Raw genomic sequence first — 22610 nt, 5'->3', positions numbered from 1 at the left:
ATATCTTTTAGAATTCATCTGCATCATTCCAATGAAACTTATTTGTAATGGTACCATTTTCAATAATGACAAGCCCAGGATTTGCTCTTATGATAGTTTTGATTGCAGTTTCATCTGAGAAATAAAAATCAAAATTCAAGGTATAATCGCTTTTAATTTTTAATATATATTTTTCTCCGGAAGCTGTAAGACCAATAATTTTGAAGTTGTTTTCTTTGGCTTTATTCAGCGCAGATGATAGTTTCGTCCATCCTTCATGTTCAGTTTTGGAAAGATTATAAGCTACAACGATCATCAGTTGATCTTCTTGCATCAAATCTTCAATATAGTCTTCGCCACCCTTTATAAGAGAGAAATCACGAATTGGAGGAATGTATCCCTCATTTATCATTTTTGTTTCAACATTGATAAATTCACCAGGTACATCCGGATAGCTTCCATTAGTTGTATAAACTTCCTTGTTGTCATTGTTTTCAAAGGTCCATTCATATTCATAGACTGCTTCTTGAGCATCATCTAGATAACTCATGGCTTCAGGGATATTGGTTCCAATTTTATAGGCACGAAAATCTATCGTAGGCAAATGCATTAAAACATGGTAGGCGAAATAAAGACAGGCTATGGATGCAGCAAATACTATCCATTTTAAAGATGGTTTTGCAAAAATAGGTTTGATATACTTTTCATTAAAGAATAATATCAAAATCAGAATTAAAAGTATGATGTCCTTTATAAAAGACTGCCAGGGCGTCAAGGGAATGGCATCACCAAAGCAACCGCAATCGGTGACTTTATTGAAATACGCCGAATAAAATGTCAGGAAAGTAAAAAATACAATCATCAAAAGTAGACTCCATTTGGTAAATTTAGGCGCATAACCAATCAGTAGGGTTAAGCCCAAAAGCAATTCATAAATCACAATGAATATTGCCAAAACCAATGCGAAAGGAATCAAGAATTCCAGATTCAGAACTCCTTTGCCGAAATACTCTTCTAGTTTGTAAGAAAATCCAATGGGATCATTCAATTTTACAAATCCACTGAAAATGAATAAAATACCAACAAAAATTCTAGAAAAGCCTACTATGTATTTCATTTTGATTTGAAGTTTAAATGAATTAAAGCAAACACTGAATAATTTATGATATCGAGATAACCTGCTTCGATACCTTCGCTCACTAAAGTCTGTCCTGCATTATCTTCAATCTGTTTTATCCGTAGAAGTTTTTGCAAAATAAGATCAGTCAGGGAACTCACTCTCATCTTCCTCCAAACCTCACCATAATCATGATTTTTATCAATCATTAGGGTTTTAGCTTTTTCAACTTGAAGATTATATTGAATTACGGCTTCGTCTGGACTTAGATCTGCTTTTTCAGAAATGCCCAGTTCAATTTGAATTAAAGCCATAATAGAATAATTGATGATCCCAATAAACTCAGAATCTTCGTTTTCTTCTACTTTCTGAACTTTATTTTCTTGCAGACTTCTTATTCTGCTTGCTTTTATGAAAATTTGATCAGTTAAGGAAGTAAGTCTTAGTATTCTCCAAGCAGTACCGTAGTCTTGAGTCTTTTTGACAAAAAGATCCCTTGTGTCCTTTATTATAAGGTCGAATTGTTCGTTTGTGTTCATAGTTTAACCAAAAGGTAAATTTCGACTAATTATAATAGAATACAAAAACAAAAAGGCATAATAGTGGTAATTTTGCATGGCATAGGAATTGACCCTATATAAATTGAATCCTGATATCAATGGTATAGCAGGATATTTCAAGAAAAATAATGTAAAATAAGAAGTTGAGTCAGTGTTTACTGACATTTTGACAAAAAAATAATTATGGCAAAATCCGGACTATTTAATCTAGATAATTTATCAACCGAGAATATTGATGAGGATGCAGAACTAATTCCTCTTATGACTTCAGAAGACGAAGAGGAAATAAATCGTGAACTGTTACCAGATGATTTACCAATTCTTCCTTTAAAAAATACTGTATTGTTCCCAGGTGTGGTCATTCCAATCACCGCTGGAAGAGATAAATCTATCAAACTAATTAACGATGCTAACAATGGAAATAAAACCATAGGCGTCGTAGCTCAAATGAATGATGATGAGGAACACCCAGCTTTTGAAGATGTTCATAAAGTAGGCGTAGTTGCAAGAATCCTGAGAGTATTAAAAATGCCAGATGGAAACACTACAGTAATTATACAAGGTAAAAAACGCTTTAAAATTACAGAGCCTTTAACGAGTGAACCTTATTTGAGATGTAAAATCGAAGAATTTGAAGAAATTAAACCGGCTCCAGATGATGAGGAATTTAGAACCATTATCGATTCGGTTAAAGATTTATCACTTCGCATAATAAAGGACAGTCCAAACATTCCTTCTGAAGCTTCTTTCGCTATCAAGAATATCGAAAGTTCTTCTTTCTTAATCAATTTTGTGTCTTCTAATATGAGTGTAGAAGTGAAGGACAAGCAAAACCTTTTAGAAACCAGTGACCTTAAGGAAAGAGCTCTTTTAACTTTAAAGCAAATGAATATTGAGTTCCAGAAATTGGAACTAAAAAATGATATTCAATCTAAGGTTCAGAGCGATATGAGCCAGCAACAGCGTGAATATTTCCTTCATCAACAAATGAAGACCATACAGGAAGAATTAGGTGGCGTTTCATCTGAAGGTGAAGTAGAAGAAATGCGTGAACGCGCTAAAACAAAAAGCTGGAAAGATACTGTTGATTCTCATTTCAAGAAAGAATTGGCAAAATTACAAAAAATGAATCCTCAGGTTGCTGAGTATTCCATACAGCGTAACTACCTGGATTTATTTTTGGACCTGCCGTGGGATAAAACAAGTGAAGATCTATTTGACCTGAAAAGAGCGCAAAAAGTACTCGATCGTGACCACTACGGACTAGAAGATGTAAAGAGAAGAATTATTGAATATTTGGCAGTGCTAAAACTTAGAAAAGACATGAAGTCTCCAATTCTTTGTCTCTCAGGTCCTCCCGGAGTTGGTAAAACGTCGCTAGGTAAGTCTATTGCTGAAGCTTTAGGTAGAAAGTATGCGAGAGTTTCACTTGGAGGTTTGCGTGATGAAGCAGAAATACGAGGTCATAGAAAGACTTATATAGGCGCAATGCCAGGTAGAATTGTACAAAGCTTGAAAAAAGCAGGTACGAGCAACCCTGTATTTGTACTTGATGAAGTAGATAAATTAGCGAGTAGTCATCAGGGTGATCCTTCTTCAGCATTATTAGAAGTTTTGGATCCAGAGCAAAACGATGATTTTCATGATAACTTCCTAGAAGTAGGTTATGATTTGTCCAAGGTTATGTTTATAGCCACTTCAAACGATTTATCACAAATCCAGCCAGCGCTAAGAGACAGAATGGAAATCATTCATGTCAATGGATATACAGTTGAAGAAAAAATTGAAATTGCAAAGCGTCATTTGCTTCCTAAGCAAATAAAAGAGCATGGTATCAAAAAAGAAGACATTAAACTTGGAAAACAGCAATTAGAAAAAATAATTGATGGTTATACAAGAGAGTCTGGAGTGAGGAATCTTGAAAAGCAAATTGCAAAAGTGGTTCGTAACGTAGCTAAAGATATTGCTATGGAAGAGGACTACGAAATTAAGATAACCAATGAAAGAGTAGAAAAAATCTTAGGTCCCTCAAGACCTAGAAATTCTTACGAAAACAATGAAGTAGCTGGTGTTGTAACTGGTCTGGCATGGACTAGTGTTGGAGGCGAAATTTTATTTATTGAATCCATTCTTTCTAAAGGTAAGGGTAATTTGAACATTACTGGTAACCTTGGAAAAGTGATGAAAGAGTCGGCAACCATTGCAATGGAATACATTAAATCTAATGCTGAGAAATTCAAATTAAACCCAGATATTTTCACTGATTACAATGTACACATTCATGTTCCTGAAGGCGCCACACCAAAAGACGGCCCAAGTGCTGGTATAACTATGTTTACATCATTGGTTTCTTTATTCACTCAACGTAAGATCAAAAAGAATCTAGCGATGACAGGAGAAATTACTTTAAGGGGTAAAGTATTACCAGTAGGAGGTATAAAGGAAAAAATATTGGCAGCGAAACGCGCTAAAATTAAAGAAATTATACTTTGCGAAGAGAATAGAAAGGACATTGAAGAAATCAAAGAAGATTATCTCAAAGGACTTACAATAAATTACATAAGTGAAATGCATGAAGTCTTGGATTATGCACTTCTGAAACAAAAAGTAAAAAATGCAAAAGTCCTTTAATTTAATTTAATTTTTAGGTTAACTAAACCAGATGTTTATTCATCTGGTTTTTTAATGATTATTTTTTTTCAAAATAAATTACATTGCACTGCGTTTCCTTACATACTGCTATAAAGGTTTCATGAAACACATATTTATTTTTTTGATTATAATTTTGGGAATGACAAGGCCTTCCTTTGCCCAAATTGGTGGTCAGGATACTTATCAGTTTCTGAATTTACCAGTATCTCCCAAGATTTCTGCTCTCGGAGGAAAAAATATTACATCTTATTCTTCAGATCCTGCAAATGCACTGGCGAATCCTGCCCTTATTAATTTTGAAATGCACAACCAGATGTCTGCAAATTATATGAATTATTTTTCAGATGTAAATTATGGAACAGCTTCTTACGCATATGATGTTGGAAGAAGAACTCAAATGATACAAGCGGGTGTAACCTATATAGATTACGGTAGATTTGATGGATTTGATGAATCTGGAAATCCTATGGCTGAATTTGGAGGTCAAGAAGCAGCCTTGTCTATTGGATATGCCAGGCGAATTGAGAGATCAGATTTTTATGTAGGAGCAAATTTAAAATTGATTTCTTCCAAACTAGAACAATACTCTTCTTTTGCTGGTGCTTTGGATTTGGGTGTGAGTTATATCTACTCTGAGTGGGATTTAGTAGTTTCAGGAGTTGTAAGAAATATTGGGACCCAATTTAAACCTTTCAATGATATAAGAGAATCGATGCCTTTTGAAGTGATATTAGGAGTTTCTCAAAAATTGGTAAAAGCACCAATCCGTTGGCATATTACTTTAGAAAACTTACAAGAATGGAACATTGCATTTAGAAACACTGCCAGAGATGAAGAAGATTTGAGTGGGAATATTACACCAGATGATCCTGGTTTTTTAAATAATGCTCTGCGCCATGCCATTCTTGGAGCGGAACTTTTTCCAGATGGAGCATTTAGTGTACAGATAGGTTATAATTTCAGAAGAGGAGAGGAACTAAGAATCCAAGACCAAAGGGCATTTTCGGGCCTTACAGGTGGTGTAAGTATAAGATTTAATAAACTTAGGTTTAGTTATTCCTATGCGCAATTCAATAGAGCAGCGAGTTCTAGCTTTTTCGGATTGAATATTGAACTTTAGGAGTTAGTCGTCATGCCTTATAAAATCTGATATTAAATAGCTTAACATCATGCTGGTAATTTCTTCTTTACAGGTTTCAAAACCACAGATATGTAAAAATTCAATTTTCTCCTTTCTTACTATTTTCATAAATGTTCTAATGTCTCTTAAGCTAAATCCTGAAGACGGCTCGCAGTTGGCAGAAAGTCCCTGAATAGATTTGAGATCTAGTCTAAACCCTAATTTACCGTTCAAAAAATCAATGGAGTTTTTGAATTTTACACATTTGTCTAGAGTAGTAAGATGCAAGCAATCTTCATAAAACTTAAAATCGATTTGTGTTGAAGCAGATATAACATTAAAGTTCTTTTGAGCAATATTGTTTTTATGCAGACCAAATGCATAATATTTTCCAATGAGGTCCTTGTCAAAGTAATTAACAGAGACTAATGTTTCTTGTTTTGTAGAAAAATCAAAATTCATATTTGGAGACAGGTCAAATAAATTAATCGATTTTTTTGTTGAAGATTTTATGGCTTTTCCAATGCTTAGAGAATTATTTATATGACCTCCCAACATGATTGGAACTTTACCAGAATCAAAAATTACGGTTGCCAATTCATAAATTATATTATCTACTTTCTCATGAATTTTGTTGATTTCTTCTGTATTTGATTCAAAACTTTGTTTTTGTTTATTCAGATCAATTTGAAGAGGTTCCATATCAATTTCTCCCAAAACAATAACTTCATTAGCCTTATTGAATTGATTGTTTTGGGTGTTCAGTAGTTTTTTTAGCAAACTTTCAAAATTTCCAGAATTGACTTTAAAACTTGACTTAGTATGAAGTATTGTAGGAATTCCAAAAATAACATATTTAGATTCCAGGCTTTCAAGCTGATTGAGATCTGAGATAGTAATAATAGCTTCACCAAATTTTTCACCGTCCTCATTTATTTCCAAATATTTTGATAAATCCGAAGCATTACTGAGTTTAAAATTGTCCATGGAATTAATATTTACGGTTTCTGAAATTATAGAAAAATTCTATCACGAAAAAATATACTTACAAGAATCTGTAAGTTGGTCTTAATAAATTAAATTTGAGAAAAAAAGAAATGCAAAAAGGAATCAATACAATATGTGTTCACAGCGGAGAAGTTGTGGATGAAGTTTATAAAGGAGCAGTTTCTCCGATGTATTTATCTACGGCTTATGCATACGATGGTCTAGACACCTCTATTTATCCAAGATATTTCAATAGCCCCAATCAAAAGATGCTTTCTGAAAAAATTGCGGAATTAGAACATGCAGAGTCAGCGCTTATATTTGGTAGTGGTATGGCTGCTATTACAACAGCTATGTTGAGTGTTTTGAAATCTGGAGATCATGTTATTCTTCAAAATCAAATTTATGGAGGTACCCGTAATTTTATTATCGAAGAATGTGAACAGTATGGAATTGAATATGATTTCGTTGATGTAAATAACTGGACCGAACTAAAATCCAGTCTGAAACCAGAAACAAAATTGATTTACATTGAAACTCCCTCTAATCCCTTATTGGAAATCACAGATATAGCTTCAGTCACAAAATTTGCTAAAGAGAATAATGTTTTAACCATGGCAGACAATACATTTGCCAGTCCTATAAATCAAATTCCAATCGATCATGGCGTTGATATTGTAATTCACAGCGCCACAAAATATCTTGGCGGGCATAGCGACATTACTGCTGGAGCAGTTGCTTCTTCTCATGACATCATGAAAAAAGTCTTTTCTAAAGCAAAAAACTTTGGTGGTAGTCTTGCAGACCAAACCGTTTGGATGCTTGAGCGAAGCATGAAAACTCTTAATTTGAGAGTCAAGCAGCAATCTAATAATGCTTTAGATTTAGCTGAATATCTTGAAGCTTCAGATTATGTTGATCGTGTATATTATCCTGGCCTAAAATCTCATTTACAACATGAATTGGCAAAATCTCAAATGACTGGTTTTGGTGGGATGCTTTCTTTCGATTTAAGTGATAATTGTGACATATCAAGATTTTTTAGTGGTTTGAATCTTATTAGAAATGTATTAAGTCTTGGTGGGGTAGAGAGTACGGTTTTATCTCCAGAAAAAACATCTCATTCTTTGTTAAGTCCAGAGGAGAGAGAATCTCAGGGCATCAAGTCCAACTTAGTCAGGTTTTCAGTGGGCATAGAAGATACTCAAGATCTTAAGAGAGATTTGCAGATGGCTTTTGCTTCTAGTGTAGCAGGAGAGTAGAACTATAAATAGAACTTATCTAAGTATAAGAATAGATGTTAAATTTTGTATTATCAATTTTAGCTTTATCTGTAATTTCGTTTGAAATTATTAATTAATAAAACTTATATATGTCAATAGTAGGTAAGAAATTTCCAGATTTAAAAGTAAACGCCATGGATGAAATGGGTGATACTTTTCAAATTAATATTTTAGAAAAAGCACAAAAAGAAAATAAAAAAGTTGTTTTATTCTGGTACCCAAAAGACTTTACATACGTATGTCCAACTGAATTACATGCATTTCAAGAAGCTCTGCCAGAATTTGAAAAAAGAAATACAATTGTAATAGGTGCTTCCTGTGATACTGCAGAAGTACATTTTGCATGGTTGAATACTTCTAAAGACAATGGAGGAATTGAAGGTGTAACTTACCCAATCCTAGCAGATTCTAACAGAAACTTAAGTAGTAGACTTGGTATTTTAGACGTTACAAATGAGCGCTACGATGACGAAGATGGGCATCTAACAGTAGATGGTGATAATGTAGCTTACAGAGCAACATATTTAATCGATGAAGAAGGAACAGTATTTCAAGAAAGTGTGAACCATATGCCACTTGGAAGAAATGTAAATGAATTCATTAGAATGATAGACGCTTATACACATGTGCAAAAACATGGTGAAGTTTGTCCAGCAAACTGGGAAGAAGGTAAAGAAAGCATGAAAGCTGATAGAGAAGGTGTTTCTTCTTACCTATCTAAAAACTAAAGAATTTCAGTTTGTCACTGAATTAATTTAAAAAACAAAATTTATGTTTAAAGAATTAGATCAAGATAATTTAGCTGAAACAGTCAACAGTAACGACACAGTAATTGTTCAATTTTCCGCAACATGGTGTGGAAACTGTAGACTGATGAAGCCTAAATTTAAAAAATTAGCAAGTGAACATGAAGAAATTCCATTTCTAATGGTAGATGCAGAAAAATTTCCTGAATCTAGAAAGTTAGCTAATGTGAATAACCTTCCAACTTTTGCTACATTTAAAAATGGAGAATTTAAAAATCAAGTTCAAACCAACAAGTTTGAATCTCTAAAAGAATTAGTAAATGAAGTTACCAGTAATTAAGCATTTTCAGAAAAATAATGATGTTCAGAAACTTGAACATACTATCGAAGTCCTAGAATCTTTTACAGAACATAGATCTGTAAAAGATGAAGAAATGGACGTTGTCGGTGAGCTTATCACCAACATTGCAGGAGCAATTGAAATGGACAAAATGGTGAAAGATGGCATGTCAGAAAAAGACGCTGCAAATACTTTTGCTCAAAGAGTCTTAGGCTCCATCGATAAATAACAAAATATTTTATTTCGATTTAAAAAAGAAACTGTGAAAACAGTTTCTTTTTTTTTATACTAATTTTGAGAATGGTATCAATAAAAGAAATTTCATCCATGTTCAATCTCAAAACAATAAAAGAACGTATAAAATCTTTAGACTATGCTTGGAAGGGATTGACTTACCTTTTTCTTAAGGAAGATAGTTTCAAATTTCAATTATTGTTTTCATTCATTTTTATTCTTGCAGGATTTTATTTTAAAATTACAGATTCAGAGTGGTTTGCTCAACTTGGTGTAATGGCTTTAGTACTTAGTATAGAAGGTATTAATTCTGCTGTTGAGCAATTGGCAGATTATATTCAGCCTAATTATGATGAGAAAATTGGAAAAATTAAAGATATAGCAGCTGGAGCCGTTATGGTAGCCGGAATCTTTGCATTTGTCGTTCTACTTATTATCTATATTCCCTATTTACTTGCGATAATTTGATTAGCTAAAGCGGTTAATATTTGTATTTTTGTTTCGCACTTTACAATCTATATGGCCAAGACTAAGCGAAGCAATACCACCAAACCAAAGCAAGAAAAGAAGAGCTTCAATTTGAAAGCATCTAAGCGTACCAAAATAATTTTTGGCAGTTTCTTAATGCTTTTTGCCATAGGTCTTTTTATTTCATTCCTTTCTTACTTTTTCAATTGGCAAGCAGACCAATCCATGATGGGTAATGTTATGGATAGAAGTGAACAGGCTAACAATTGGCTCAACAAGTTTGGAGCTTATATAAGTCATGCACTTATATATAAAGGTTTTGGTATTGCAGTAATTAGCTTTCCGGCTATGCTTTTTATAACGGGAATTTATTTATTTTTAAATTTAAAGCTATTTAAGCTAAGATCTCTTTGGTTTTGGGGATCATATATTGTTTTATGGCTGTCTTTGACTCTAGGGTTTTTCGCAGCTTCAAATCCTATAATGGGTGGAGTTGTAGGCTACGAAATAAATGATTTTCTGCAAGATTATGTCGGTAAATTAGGTGTAATCCTTGTACTCGTTTTTATGTTGATTATTTATCTAGTATCAAGGCTAAACATTACTCCAGACGCTTTGTCTAAGTCTTTTTCAAATCATAAACAGAATGTCAAAGATGAAGTTTCTGAGATGAAATTTGAACGTAAAACAAATTCAGAAGAAACTAAAATTAAGGAAGAAATCGAGGTGGCTACTTCAGGTGATTTAGAACCAACAGAACTTAAGCATCAAGATAATGATGTTCAGTTAGAAAATTCTTTCAGTGAAAAATCTTCTAAAGAAAAACCTGTTGCAAAAGAAAAAATTGTCATTAAGTCTGAAGATGAGGATGATGTAGAAATGGAAGTGGAAACTGTTGAAGATGAGGAAGAATCAGATCAGTTAAGTAAAAAATTAGTTGAGGATTTTGGTGAATTTGATCCTACTTTAGAATTGGCCAACTACCAGTTTCCGAGTATTGAGTTATTAAAAGACTACAATTCTGGTCGCGGGATTACCATCGATCAAAAAGAATTGGAACAGAACAAAAATAAAATTGTTGATACACTCAAGAATTATAAGATAGAAATTGCACAAATAAAAGCTACTGTCGGTCCAACAGTGACCCTTTATGAGATCGTTCCAGAAGCAGGTATAAGAATTTCTAAAATCAAAAATCTAGAGGATGATATTGCATTGTCACTGTCTGCCTTAGGAATAAGAATCATAGCTCCAATTCCTGGAAAAGGTACCATAGGAATCGAGGTTCCTAATCAAAATCCTTCTATAGTTCCGATGAGGTCTGTTGTCGCTTCCAATAAATTTCAGAATGCAGAAATGGAACTTCCCATCGCAATGGGTAAAACAATATCCAATGAAACCTTTACCGTTGATCTAGCTAAAATGCCTCACCTGCTTATGGCAGGAGCAACTGGACAAGGGAAATCTGTTGGTCTTAATGTTATATTGACTTCCCTTTTATACCAAAAACACCCTGCCGAAGTAAAATTTGTTTTAGTCGATCCTAAAAAGGTAGAACTGACATTGTTCAATAAAATCGAAAGACATTATTTGGCAAAACTACCGGATACTGAAGAGGCAATTATTACCGACAATACTAAAGTCATAAATACATTGAATTCACTTTGCATCGAAATGGATAATCGTTATGATTTATTGAAAGATGCAATGGTTAGAAATATTAAAGAGTATAATGTAAAATTTAAGGCAAGAAAACTAAATCCTGAAAACGGACACAAATTTCTTCCATATATCGTTTTAGTGGTTGATGAATTTGCAGATCTTATTATGACGGCAGGTAAGGAAGTGGAAACGCCTATAGCTCGGCTTGCCCAGCTTGCTAGAGCAATTGGAATACATTTAATTATTGCGACACAGCGACCTTCTGTCAATGTGATTACAGGAATGATTAAGGCCAATTTTCCAGCAAGAATGGCCTTTAGGGTAACCTCTAAAATCGACTCTAGAACAATTTTGGATGCTGGAGGTGCAGATCAATTAATAGGTAGAGGTGATATGTTATTTACTCAGGGTAATGATTTGATAAGATTACAATGTGCCTTTGTAGACACACCTGAAGTTGAAAAAATAACCGATTTTATCGGCTCACAGAAAGCATACGCAGATGCTCACTTGCTACCGGAGTATTCTGGAGAGGAATCTGGCATAGGTGTTGATAATGACATCGAGGACAGAGACAAACTTTTTAGAGATGCCGCCGAAGTCATTATAACTGCTCAGCAAGGTTCTGCATCACTTCTGCAAAGAAAATTGAAACTAGGCTACAATCGAGCTGGAAGAATAATAGACCAACTAGAAGCGGCTGGTATTGTTGGCCCTTTTGAAGGCAGTAAAGCAAGACAGGTCTTAGTTCCTGATTTTATAGCCCTCGAAGAACTACTAAAAAACGAACAAAATTTATAATCCAAACTCCATGAAAACGATAAAAACTCTAAGTTTTATTTCATTATTTTTTATTGCTTCCAACTTTGTAAATGCTCAAAATGATAACGAAGCAAAAGCATTGGTTAAAGATGTGCTTGATAAAGTCCAATCTTACGATAATTTCGTTATAGATTTTTCTTACACTCTAGAAAATACTGAGCAGAACCTGAAACAAGAAACTCGTGGCGATGTGAGTATAAAGGGCGAAAAATATGTATTGAACCTGATGGGAACTACACAGATATTTGATGGTGAAAAAATTTACACCATTGTTCCTGAAGACGATGAAGTCACTATATCTTCTTATGATGAAACAGATACAGAACAAATTACCCCTTCCAAAATGCTTACATTTTACAAAGAGGGATACCGTTTTAAAATGGATGTTCTGCAAGATGTAAAAGGAAGAAAAATTCAATATGTTGAACTTATTCCTATGGACTCTAACAATGAAATGAAAAAAATATTACTTGGTATTGATAAACAAACCAAGCATATTTTCAACTTAATCCAAGTTCAACCCAGCGATACTAGAATAGAATTCAGAGTGACAAAATTTAAAACAAACGAGCCATTATCTGCTAATCATTTTCAATTTCAAAAGTCGAAATATGCAGATTATTATATTAATGAATTAGACTAATTTATTTGTATTGAAAATTCTAGATCGTTATATCCTAACCTCCTTTGTAAAAATCTTTATTTCAGTTTTTACAATTTTGATGTTTATTTTTATACTTCAATCGGTTTGGAGGTTTATAGAAGAGTTTGCAGGTAAGGATATTGATTTAGAGATCATTTCAAAGTTTTTATTTTTTCTTCTTCCTAATCTCATCCCAATGGTTTTGCCGTTAACCATTCTATTGTCGTCGATTATGACATTTGGGAGCTTCGCTGAGCAATATGAATTTGCTGCGATGAAGTCTGCTGGGATTTCTCTACAGAGAGCCATGCGAAGCCTTATAGTTTTTATATTGATACTTGGTGCAGTTACCTTTTATTTTGCAGATACCGTCATACCATTCGCTGAAGGAAAAGTCCTCAATATGCGTAAAAATATAGCTCAAGTTAAACCCTCAATGGCAATTGTAGAAGGGGCTTTTAACGATATGGGGAATATCAATATAAAGGTGAGTAAAAAAAGTGGCCCCAACGGTCGAAATTTAGATGATGTTATAATTCATAAAAAATCGGAAAGCAGAGTAGGAAACTATACCGTAATCAAAGCCGATTATGGTGAGCTAGAGTCCAGCGAAAATTCCAATGTACTTTCGCTTATTCTTTACGATGGTAATTATTATGATGAAGTTCCCACCAAAACTTATCAACAAAAATTGAAATCTCCTTTTGTGAAATCTGCGTTTGATAAATATGTATTAAATATGGATTTATCAGAATTTAACGATGTAGATCTGGAGGATGAAAGTTTAAAGCATCCTTACAAGATGTTGAATACGGGTGAACTTAAAATTCAATTAGATTCGTTTTCAAACGATTTTAATAAAACAATATCAAGTTACGATAGAATAATAAAGCAAAGAAGTGGAGTGCTGCGAACTTTAAACATGGCTAAAAAAGATACTTCTGAAAAGGACTCAAGAAAAATAAATCAGGATTTGAAAAAAGAATCTAATAATGAAAGTGAACTAGCTGATTCTGAAAATAATAAATATATAGAGTTGCATTCCAATTTATCAATTGACAGCTTATTCTGGGAGTATGATTATAGACAACGAACTCAACTTTTCAATGTTGCTACCAACTCGGTAAATAGTATACTACCTCAAATAAGCTCAAAAAAGAATCAACTAAAACAGAAAAGCGTTTTATTAAATAAAATTGAAATGGCAATGCATGACAAATATGCTTTACCATTTGCCTGCGTGATATTGTTTTTTGTTGGAGCTCCGTTAGGAGCTATCATCAGAAAGGGTGGTTTAGGTTTACCAATGGTAGTTGCAATCATCTTGTTTTTAACTTACCATTTTATTGGTTTGTTTGCTGGGAATAGTGCTGAAGGTGGAAGTATATCTGCATTTTTGGGTTCTTGGCTGTCAACTTTTGTATTACTTCCACTAAGTATTTATCTAACCTACAGAGCCACAACAGATCAAGGATTCGTTAATTTAGATTTTATCACAATCCCAATTGATAATTTGGTAAAAAAGATAAAAGTAAATTTTTTTAATATCAGAAATAATAAAAAATGACAGAAGGAAAAATTAAATTAGACTCCATACAAGAAGCTATAGATGATGTAAGAGCTGGAAAAGTGATTATTGTTGTAGATGATGAGGACAGAGAAAATGAAGGCGACTTTTTGGCAGCTGCAGAAAAAGTGACTCCAGAGATGATTAATTTTATGGCAAAATATGGGAGAGGTTTAATCTGTTCACCACTTACAGAAGGTCGTTGTAAAAACTTAAATCTTTCAACAATGGTTGGCAATAATACCGATCCATTGGAAACAGCTTTTACTGTTTCTGTAGATTTAAGGGGGAATGGAGTAACCACAGGCATTTCAGCATCAGATCGTGCAAAGACTATAAAAGCACTTTGTGAAGAAGATACAAGACCTCAGGATTTGAATCGTCCAGGTCACATATTTCCATTAATTGCCAAAGAGGGTGGTGTACTGAGAAGAACAGGGCATACAGAAGCTTCAATTGATTTTGCAAGGTTAGCAGGTTTAAAACCAGCTGGAGTGATTTGTGAAATTATGAATGAAGATGGAACGATGGCCAGACTTCCACAGCTTGTAGAAGTTGCTAAAGCTCATAATCTTAAACTTGTTTCTATCGAAGATCTAGTGGCCTATAGGATGCAACACGACTCTCTTATTGAAAAATCTGAAGATTTTGAACTTAATACTAGGTTTGGAAAATTTAGATTAAGAGCTTATCATCAAACCACAAATGATCAGGTGCATATTGCATTGACAAAAGGCACATGGAAAACAGATGAACCTGTTTTAGTCCGAATGAATTCAACTTTGGTTAATAATGACATTCTTGGAACATTAACATCCAATGCTGATCAAAAACTGGACGATATGTTTAAGCAATTGAACACTGAAGGTAATGGAGCAATCGTTTTTATAAATCAAGATGTTCAAGGACTTAATTTGATCTCGAGATTGAAAGAGTTAAAGCAAAATCAGAATGATGGCATTGCTAAAGCTCCACGACTTGTCATGGATGATAAGGACTTTGGAATTGGAGCACAAATTTTACATGACTTAGGTGTTCATAAAATTAAATTAATGTCCAATTCTCAGCAAAAGAAACGAGTAGGAATGATAGGCTACGGATTAGAAATTATAGAATATGTGAATTACTAATTCATAATAAGTTCAATAAAAAAGCTCTTCGAATGAAGAGCTTTTTTATTATTTAAATTTTTTCCAACGTTCCTGAATATACTCTCCTTCAGAACTTTTTCCGTTATGACTCCAAATACTGTCTTTTATTTCTTTATTGAATGAAAGCGTATCACCAACCATATTTGGATTTTTGGAAAAAAACTGAATGATCTCATTATGCTTATCATTTTCAAAAGTCCATTTTCCACCACTAGATCCAAAAAACTCTCCAGTCTGGCTGTTTAGTGCTAATACTTGATAATGATTATCTGTAAGCATTTTCAGCGTTTTTCTTGGTTTGTCTTCTATCGTTGTCCATTTCGAATCCCTGAAAGCTTTGTGAATTTTCCAGCAGGTTATTTTTTCTTTTTCCGCAGAATCAATTTTGACCCAGGTTTCTTTATTTCTGGAATTCCGATCTTTCAACTTCAAAGTATCATTTTCTATTTGATAGCTATAATTGATGTAAGAACCTGTAACAGCTCTGGAATTTGAATGGATTTCGTTGTTTTCGATATAATCTAATTTTGATAAAGAATAGGTCCCTCCAGAAGCTGATACAAATTCCCCTGAAGATTCTAATCGGGTAGAGGACGTAAAATAATTATCGCTGAAGAGTTTGATGCTTTTAATATCTTTGGAATTCTTATCGACCTTCTGCCATGCTCCGTTGAGTTGCTGGGCTTTCAAAAGGCCTGAACTAAGAATTGATAAAATTAATAGGTAAAATAATTTCATTTTTTGTTTTTTTATATTGAATACTAACTTAAATATTTTTTAGTTTATCCATCTGTATTCTTAAGGTGACTTTAAGTTTTCATTTTCGGTTATTTGGATGTATAAAATTGTTAATGAATTTAAAGGAATGTATCAAAAGACATTTATAAAACTGTATCAATTTCAGCTTAAATATAAAACCCTGTTTCAAAAATGAAACAGGGTTTAAATATTTAGAATTATTGGAAATTAAATCGCGTACTTGTTGTCTTCCACAATTTTGTCTGCAATTATATTTCTTAATTCTACAATGTTGGGATAGTTCTCGTATTTAGTAAAACGTTTCAATCCCATCAACATCATTTTTTGCTCATCGCCTTCAGCAAAAGAAACAATACCTTCTTTAGCTTTTTCGTTGATTTTATCTACAGCTTTATACAATCTTAATTTTGCCATAGCGAGTTGAACTTTTTGGGACTCTTCTCCAAAACGATTAGCATTTTTCTCTGCTCTTAAAATAGCAGATTCAGCCATATAAGTTTCGATTAAGATATCAGCTGAAGCTAATAACAATTGCTGGTGCTGATCTAACTCTTCACCATACTTCTGAGCTGCACTTCCAGCCACCATTAAGAAAACTTTTTTAAGTTTCTTCAACATGGCTTTTTCTTCAGCAAGTAATTGTGTGTAATCAGGTGTTTCAAAAGAAGGAATACCAGTTAGCTCATCTGCAACAGCTTTTGCTGGGCCCAGCAAATCAACATGACCTTTCATTGCTTTTTTGACTAACATTCCTACAGAAAGCATTCTGTTGATTTCGTTTGTACCTTCATATATTCTAGAAATACGGGCATCTCTCCATGCTGACTCCATTGGAGCGTCTGCAGAAAATCCCATTCCGCCGTAGATTTGAATACCTTCGTCCGTACATTTCTGGATATCTTCAGAAACTGCAACTTTAAGTATAGAACATTCAATAGCAAATTCTTCAACACCTTTTAGCTCTGCTTCCTGGTGTGAGTTTCCGCTCTCTTTTCTTAAATTGATCCTGTCTTCAATATTTTTAGAAGCTCTGTAAGAAGCAGCTTCATCAGTATATATGGCCATTGCCATTTCAGCAAGTTTGGATCTTATAGCACCAAACTTTGAAATTGGAGTGTCAAATTGAACTCTGTCATTAGCATAACTAACTGCAGATCCTAAAACTCTACGTTGAGCATCAAGACATGCAGCAGCTAATTTAATTCTACCTACGTTCAAAGCATTCATAGCGATTTTGAAACCACCATTTCTTTCTCCCAATAGGTTTTCTGCAGGAACTTTTGTTTCGTTAAAAAATACCTGTCTGGTAGAGGAGGAGTGAATACCTAATTTTTTCTCCTCTTCACCCATAGAAATTCCATTCTCTAGATCTTTTTCTACGATAAATCCTGTAATATTTTTATCGTCTTCAATTCTAGCGAACACAATAAATAAATCACAGAACCCAGCATTAGAGATCCACATCTTCTGTCCTGTAATTTTATAGTGAGATCCATCTTCTGATAAGACAGCTTTAGTTTTTCCTGAATTGGCATCAGACCCTGCACCTGGTTCAGTTAGACAATAAGCACCAAACCATTCTCCTGTCGCCAATTTCGGAATGTACTTTTTCTTTTGCTCTTCAGTTCCATAAAGAGTGATAGGTAAAGTACCGATTCCTGTGTGTGCACCAAAAGCTGTTGCAATAGATCCTGTAGCTCCAGAGATATAGTCACAAACCAACATTGTCGAGACAAAATCCATTCCTAATCCATCGTATTCTTCAGGAACAGCAACTCCTAAAAATCCAAGCTCTCCAGCTTTACGCATCACTTCTTCAGTGAGGTCGTAATTCTTTTTTTCAAACTCTTCCTTTTTAGACCAAATTTCTCTGTCTACAAACTCTTTAACAGAGTCTCTCATCATTTTTTGTTCATCTGAGAAATCTTCGGGTGTGAAAATTTCTTCAGCCTTAGTTTCTTTGACAATGAACTGACCACCTCGGATCAATTCAGCAATTTTTTCTTTTGTTTCCATTTTTCTTTTTTTAAAATACTTCATAAATTCCAGCAGCACCTTGACCTGTTCCTACGCACATGGTGACCATGGAATATTTATTTTTTAATTGTCTCTTCTTCATTTCATCAAAAATTTGAACTGATAGTTTGGCACCAGTACAGCCTAATGGATGGCCTAGCGCAATAGCACCACCATTCACATTTAAGATGTCTTGATTAATGTCTAATTCTCTGGCAACGGCTAAAGATTGAGAAGCAAACGCTTCATTGAGTTCTATCAACTCAATATCACTCAGCTTCAAGTTAGCTTGTTTTAAAGCTTTTGGAATAGCTTTTACAGGGCCAATTCCCATAATTCTTGGTTCTACACCTACAGTAGCGTAGGAAACGAGTCTTGCAACTGGTTCTAGATTAAGTTCTTTCACCATTTCTTCGCTCATTACCATTACAAAAGCAGCACCATCACTCATTTGGGAAGAATTACCAGCTGTTACGCTTCCACCTTCAGCAAAAACAGGTCTGAGCTTGTTTAAAACTGCTTCAGAAGTATCTGCTCGTGGGCCCTGATCCTGATCGACGGTATAGCTTTTGGTTTGTTTTTTTCCGTGCGCATCTACGAAAATATCTTCAACGTTTATCGGTACAATCTGGTCTTTGAATCTGTTTTCTTTTTGAGCTTTGATTGCTTTCTGGTGCGAATGGTAGGCAAATTCGTTTTGATCTTTTGCATTGATTTTATATTTCTCTGCAACTGCTTCCGCAGTTAATCCCATTCCCCAATAGTAACTTTCATTTCCTGCCTTAGCAACTTTATAATTAGGAACTGGTTTGTAACCACCCATCGGAATGTAACTCATACTTTCAGCACCACCAGCAATGATGCAATCTGCCATTCCACTTTGAATTTTTGCAGAAGCCATAGCTATGGTTTCAATTCCAGAGGCACAATATCTATTAACCGTAACTCCAGGAACTTCTTCAGTTTTTAATCCCATCAATGAGACTAATCTTCCTACATTAAGACCTTGTTCTGCTTCTGGCATTGCATTACCAACTATGACATCATCTATTCTAGACTTATCAAAATCAGGCAATTGCTTCATCATGTAGTCAATAGTTTCTGCTGCCAGGTCATCTGGTCTTTTGAAACGAAACACACCCTTAGGAGCCTTTCCTACTGCGGTTCTATGTCCTTTTACTATATATGCTGTTTTCATATTATCAAATTTTATTTAATTCTAAATCTTACGATATTGAATCTTAATTTCTCAACGGTTTCCCTTTCTTAATCATATGTTGTAAGCGTTCCAACGTCTTTCTTTCACCACACAGCGATAGAAATGCCTCACGTTCAAGATCTAGTAGGTATTGCTCAGAAACATAATTAGCCTCAGATAAATCTCCTCCGGACATGACGTAAGCTAGTTTATTAGCAATCTTTTGATCGTGTTCACTTATGTATTTTCCAGCTTTCATTTGATCTGTACCAACTAGAAAAGCGCCTAGTGCCTGTCTGCCTAAAACTTTGATATCATTAGTTTTGACAGGTTGAGTGTAACCGTTTTGAGCCATTAATTTAGCTTGTTCTTTAGCAACTGCAAGTTGTCTATCCCTGCTCACAACAACGATGTCTTTTCCTCTTTCTAAAATGTTTAAGTCGTAAGCTTCGTGTGCAGATTTTGCCACTTTAGCCATACCAATAGTTAAGAAATTTTCTCTTAATCTGTTCAACTCAACATCATCCTTTTGGAAGGTCATTGCTGCCCGTCTAGTCATTTCTTTAGAACCACCACCACCTGGGATGACACCTACTCCAAATTCAACCAATCCAATATAAGTTTCGGCATGCGCCACAACTTTATCAGCATGCATGGATAATTCACATCCTCCTCCAAGGGCCATTTGATGAGGCGCGGCTACTGTTGGAATAGAGGAGTATCGCATTCTCATCATCGTGTCTTGGAAATATTTTATCGCAGCATTTAATTCTTCATACTCTTGTTCTACAGCAAACATGAAAATCATTCCAATATTTGCACCTACAGAAAAGTTATCACCTGTATTAGAAATAACCACTCCATCATAATCTCTTTCTGCAATATCCATTGCTGCATTGATACCATTTAAGACATCTCCACCAATAGAATTCATTTTACTTCTGAATTCAATATTCAAAATACCATCACCAAGATCTTCTGCAACCAAATCTTTATTGCTAAATACTTCGTGACTTTCTCTTATGTTATCTAATATGATAAAGGCATCTTGACCTGGAATTTTTTCGTGTTTCTTTTGATCAATGTCATAGAAATATGTTTTTCCAGACTTCACATGGTAAAAGGATTTATCTTTCGACTCTGACAGTGATTTCACCCAATCAGCAATCTCGAAACCTTCATTTTTCATCAATTGTATACCCTTGTCAAGTCCAATGGCATCCCAAATTTGAAATGGACCGTGCTGCCATCCAAAACCAGCCTTCATGGCATCATCTATTTTATAGAGAGCATCTGTAATTTCAGGCATTCTATTTTGAACATAAGCAAATAAAGCAGCAAAGTTTTTTCTGTAAAATTCTCCTGCTTTATCCTTTCCTTCAATAAGGACAGGAAACCTTTCTGCAACAACATCTATGGATTTTGTTTTTTCTAGGGTATCAAATTTTGCTGACTTTCTATCTCTGTAGTCTAAGCTATCCAGATCTAAAGATTTGATATCGCTAGACCCATCTTCATTTCTTACTTTTTTATAAAATCCTTGACCTGATTTACTACCCAACCAGTTCTTTTCCATCATATGTTCAATGAAGTCGGGTAATTTGAATAAATCATGTCTTTCATCTTTTGGGACATTATCATAAAGACCATTGGCCACGTGCACTAAAGTGTCAAGCCCAACAACATCAACAGTTCTAAAAGTTGCAGATTTCGGCCTACCTATGACAGGTCCAGTCAATTTATCTACTTCTTCTATAGTCATATCCATATCTTTTACCATATGGAATAAACTCATTATGCTGAAAATACCAATTCTGTTTCCAATAAAAGCCGGAGTATCTTTTGCTACAACTGTAGTTTTACCTAAAAACTTTTCTCCATATTCATTTAAGAATTCTAAAACCTCATTGGACGTATTGGGTCCAGGAATAATTTCTAATAATTTAAGGTAACGTGGTGGGTTAAAGAAGTGAGTCCCACAGAAGTGTTTTTTAAAATCATCAGACCTTCCTTCATTCATAAATTTAATTGGAATACCAGATGTATTCGAAGAAATTAGAGTGCCCGGAGTTCTGTGTTTTTCCAAATTCTCAAAAACCTGCTTTTTAATGTCAAGTCTTTCTACTACAACTTCTATTATCCAATCTGCATCTTTTACTTTTGAAATGTCATCTTCAAGATTCCCTGTTTCAATTCTTTTAGCGAAATCTTTATGGTAAATAGGAGAGGGATTCGATTTTAATGAAGCATGGAGAGCTTCATTTACAATCCTATTGCGCACTGAAGTATCTTTCAAAGTTTGACCTTTCTTTTCTTCAGCATTAGTAAGTTCTCTTGGCACAATGTCTAGAAGCAATACTTCTACACCAATGTTGGCAAAATGACAAGCAATACCACTTCCCATAATACCTGAACCAACTACTGCAACTTTTTTGATTCTTCTTTTCATACTACTTATTGAATTTTAGTTTGTTCTTTTTTAAATATCATTTTTTCTGAAATAAGTCTATTTATCTGATCCGTAACCTTAAGAAATATCTCTAAATCTTCATTTGATATATTTTCTTTTACGGCTTCATCAAATGAAAGGACAACATATTTTGAAAATTTTCTCATTTCAACACCAAAATCTGTAAGATGAATTAATACACTCCTACCATCATTTGGGTTCTTTTCTCTTTTTATAAGCCCTTTTTCTTCCATGGTTTTGAGCGTTCTAGATAAACTAGTAGATTCAACACCCATCTTTGGACCTAAAGCTGTTGAAGGAGTGCCTTCTTCAGGATCTATACTTAACAAAGCAAATCCTGTTGCCATGCTACTCCCTTTCTTATTGGCTTCTTCATTATACATTTTAGCTACTGCAATCCAAGTAGATCTTAAAACGTAATCGATAGTTTTTTCCTTCATAATTTATGCTTACTACAAATATAAGTAATTTTATTATGCATGCATAGTAAAATTTATTTTTTTTGACGAACTAAAAATTTAATTATTTATCTAAAATGAAGACCTCTAAGACGTTACATTTAAAGTCGGGTTTTACGACAAAAAACCTTGAAAAAAGTTTGGTAGGAAGAGGGAAAGAGTTGTAGTTATGCATCCCGCTAATTGAGGTACTGAGAGGAGATGTAAGGCAGGAGTAGGGATAATTTGAAGTTATTTTTACTTGTGAGGTATGAAGATAAGTTGTAGTTTTGCCCTCCCGGAAAAATTTAGTTTTCGTTCATTAAAAGTTTTTATTTTTTTAAAATTATCACTTGTTAAATCAAAAATAAGTATTAGTTTTGCATCCGCTTAGAGAAA

Annotated in this window: 19 protein-coding genes; 11 read left to right on the top strand and 8 right to left on the bottom strand. The window is 34.1% G+C overall.

The genetic code is table 11. The features are described 5' to 3' along the window. Positions 1–7: 7 nt before the first annotated feature. A complete protein-coding gene (locus LB449_RS09705) occupies positions 8–1096 on the bottom strand; it encodes a BT_3928 family protein (RefSeq protein WP_224454912.1) in 1089 nt (362 codons plus the stop codon). Beyond that, complete coding sequence (locus tag LB449_RS09700; protein ID WP_224454911.1) at positions 1093–1635, bottom strand: DUF1599 domain-containing protein; 543 nt, start codon at positions 1633–1635, stop codon at positions 1093–1095. The genes LB449_RS09705 and LB449_RS09700 overlap by 4 nt, the downstream gene beginning before the upstream one ends. A 204-nt stretch (positions 1636–1839) precedes the next feature. Between LB449_RS09700 and lon the strand changes: the two genes are divergently transcribed. Next, positions 1840–4287: an endopeptidase La gene (gene lon / locus LB449_RS09695; RefSeq protein WP_224454910.1), complete on the top strand. Its 2448-nt coding sequence runs from the start codon at positions 1840–1842 to the stop codon at positions 4285–4287. Between the two features lie 121 nt (positions 4288–4408). Next, positions 4409–5428, top strand: a complete 1020-nt coding sequence (gene porQ / locus LB449_RS09690; RefSeq protein WP_224454909.1) for a type IX secretion system protein PorQ — start codon at positions 4409–4411, stop codon at positions 5426–5428. 3 nt (positions 5429–5431) lie between these two features. Here porQ and LB449_RS09685 read toward each other — a convergent pair whose 3' ends face one another. Then, positions 5432–6415 (bottom strand): arginase family protein, encoded by a 984-nt coding sequence (locus LB449_RS09685; RefSeq protein WP_224454908.1) that lies wholly within the window; start codon positions 6413–6415, stop codon positions 5432–5434. A 110-nt stretch (positions 6416–6525) separates the two neighbouring features. On the opposite strand from LB449_RS09685, the gene LB449_RS09680 reads away from it, so the two are divergent. The 9 genes from LB449_RS09680 to ribB all read left to right on the top strand — a co-directional run bounded on the left by LB449_RS09680 (position 6526) and on the right by ribB (position 15310). Then, complete coding sequence (locus tag LB449_RS09680; RefSeq protein WP_224455112.1) at positions 6526–7677, top strand: trans-sulfuration enzyme family protein; 1152 nt, start codon at positions 6526–6528, stop codon at positions 7675–7677. Between the two features lie 110 nt (positions 7678–7787). Next, entirely contained in the window at positions 7788–8426 is a 639-nt protein-coding gene (locus LB449_RS09675) for a peroxiredoxin (protein WP_224454907.1), read from the top strand. Between the two features lie 43 nt (positions 8427–8469). Beyond that, positions 8470–8784: a thioredoxin family protein gene (locus LB449_RS09670; protein WP_224454906.1), complete on the top strand. Its 315-nt coding sequence runs from the start codon at positions 8470–8472 to the stop codon at positions 8782–8784. Then, a complete protein-coding gene (locus LB449_RS09665; protein ID WP_224454905.1) occupies positions 8765–9013 on the top strand; it encodes a DUF6952 family protein in 249 nt (82 codons plus the stop codon). The genes LB449_RS09670 and LB449_RS09665 overlap by 20 nt, the downstream gene beginning before the upstream one ends. A gap of 71 nt (positions 9014–9084) precedes the next feature. Beyond that, complete coding sequence (locus tag LB449_RS09660; RefSeq protein ID WP_224454904.1) at positions 9085–9486, top strand: diacylglycerol kinase; 402 nt, start codon at positions 9085–9087, stop codon at positions 9484–9486. A 51-nt stretch (positions 9487–9537) separates the two neighbouring features. Next, positions 9538–11949 carry a DNA translocase FtsK gene (locus tag LB449_RS09655; protein ID WP_224454903.1) on the top strand — a complete coding sequence of 804 codons (2412 nt, stop codon included), beginning with the start codon at positions 9538–9540 and terminating at the stop codon, positions 11947–11949. 10 nt (positions 11950–11959) lie between these two features. Continuing rightward, on the top strand, positions 11960–12613 hold the full coding sequence (locus LB449_RS09650; RefSeq protein ID WP_224454902.1) for a LolA family protein: 654 nt from the start codon (positions 11960–11962) through the stop codon (positions 12611–12613). 10 nt (positions 12614–12623) lie between these two features. Next, entirely contained in the window at positions 12624–14180 is a 1557-nt protein-coding gene (locus LB449_RS09645; protein ID WP_224454901.1) for an LptF/LptG family permease, read from the top strand. Further along, on the top strand, positions 14177–15310 hold the full coding sequence (ribB, locus tag LB449_RS09640; RefSeq protein ID WP_224454900.1) for a 3,4-dihydroxy-2-butanone-4-phosphate synthase: 1134 nt from the start codon (positions 14177–14179) through the stop codon (positions 15308–15310). Before LB449_RS09645 ends, ribB begins: the two co-directional genes overlap by 4 nt. Before the next feature lie 48 nt (positions 15311–15358). On the opposite strand, the gene LB449_RS09635 is transcribed toward ribB, so the two are convergent. From LB449_RS09635 to LB449_RS09615, 5 genes are all read right to left on the bottom strand, one after another. After that, positions 15359–16069 (bottom strand): DUF4488 domain-containing protein, encoded by a 711-nt coding sequence (locus LB449_RS09635; protein WP_224454899.1) that lies wholly within the window; start codon positions 16067–16069, stop codon positions 15359–15361. 228 nt (positions 16070–16297) lie between these two features. Further along, on the bottom strand, positions 16298–18106 hold the full coding sequence (locus LB449_RS09630) for an acyl-CoA dehydrogenase family protein (protein ID WP_224454898.1): 1809 nt from the start codon (positions 18104–18106) through the stop codon (positions 16298–16300). A gap of 10 nt (positions 18107–18116) precedes the next feature. Then, positions 18117–19304, bottom strand: coding sequence for an acetyl-CoA C-acyltransferase (locus LB449_RS09625; protein WP_224454897.1), 1188 nt, complete (start codon positions 19302–19304; stop codon positions 18117–18119). Between the two features lie 43 nt (positions 19305–19347). Next, the gene (locus tag LB449_RS09620; RefSeq protein ID WP_224454896.1) at positions 19348–21753 is read right to left on the bottom strand and encodes a 3-hydroxyacyl-CoA dehydrogenase/enoyl-CoA hydratase family protein; all 2406 of its coding nucleotides are present in this window, start codon (positions 21751–21753) and stop codon (positions 19348–19350) included. Between the two features lie 5 nt (positions 21754–21758). Beyond that, entirely contained in the window at positions 21759–22214 is a 456-nt protein-coding gene (locus LB449_RS09615; RefSeq protein WP_224454895.1) for a MarR family winged helix-turn-helix transcriptional regulator, read from the bottom strand. Positions 22215–22610 lie beyond the last annotated feature (396 nt).

It is taken from the genome of Psychroflexus lacisalsi (assembly GCF_020164495.1).
GTDB classification, from domain to species: Bacteria; Bacteroidota; Bacteroidia; order Flavobacteriales; family Flavobacteriaceae; genus Psychroflexus; species Psychroflexus lacisalsi.
The sequence above is the reverse complement of the archived record's forward strand: the minus strand, read 5'-3'. Positions and strand labels throughout refer to the sequence as shown.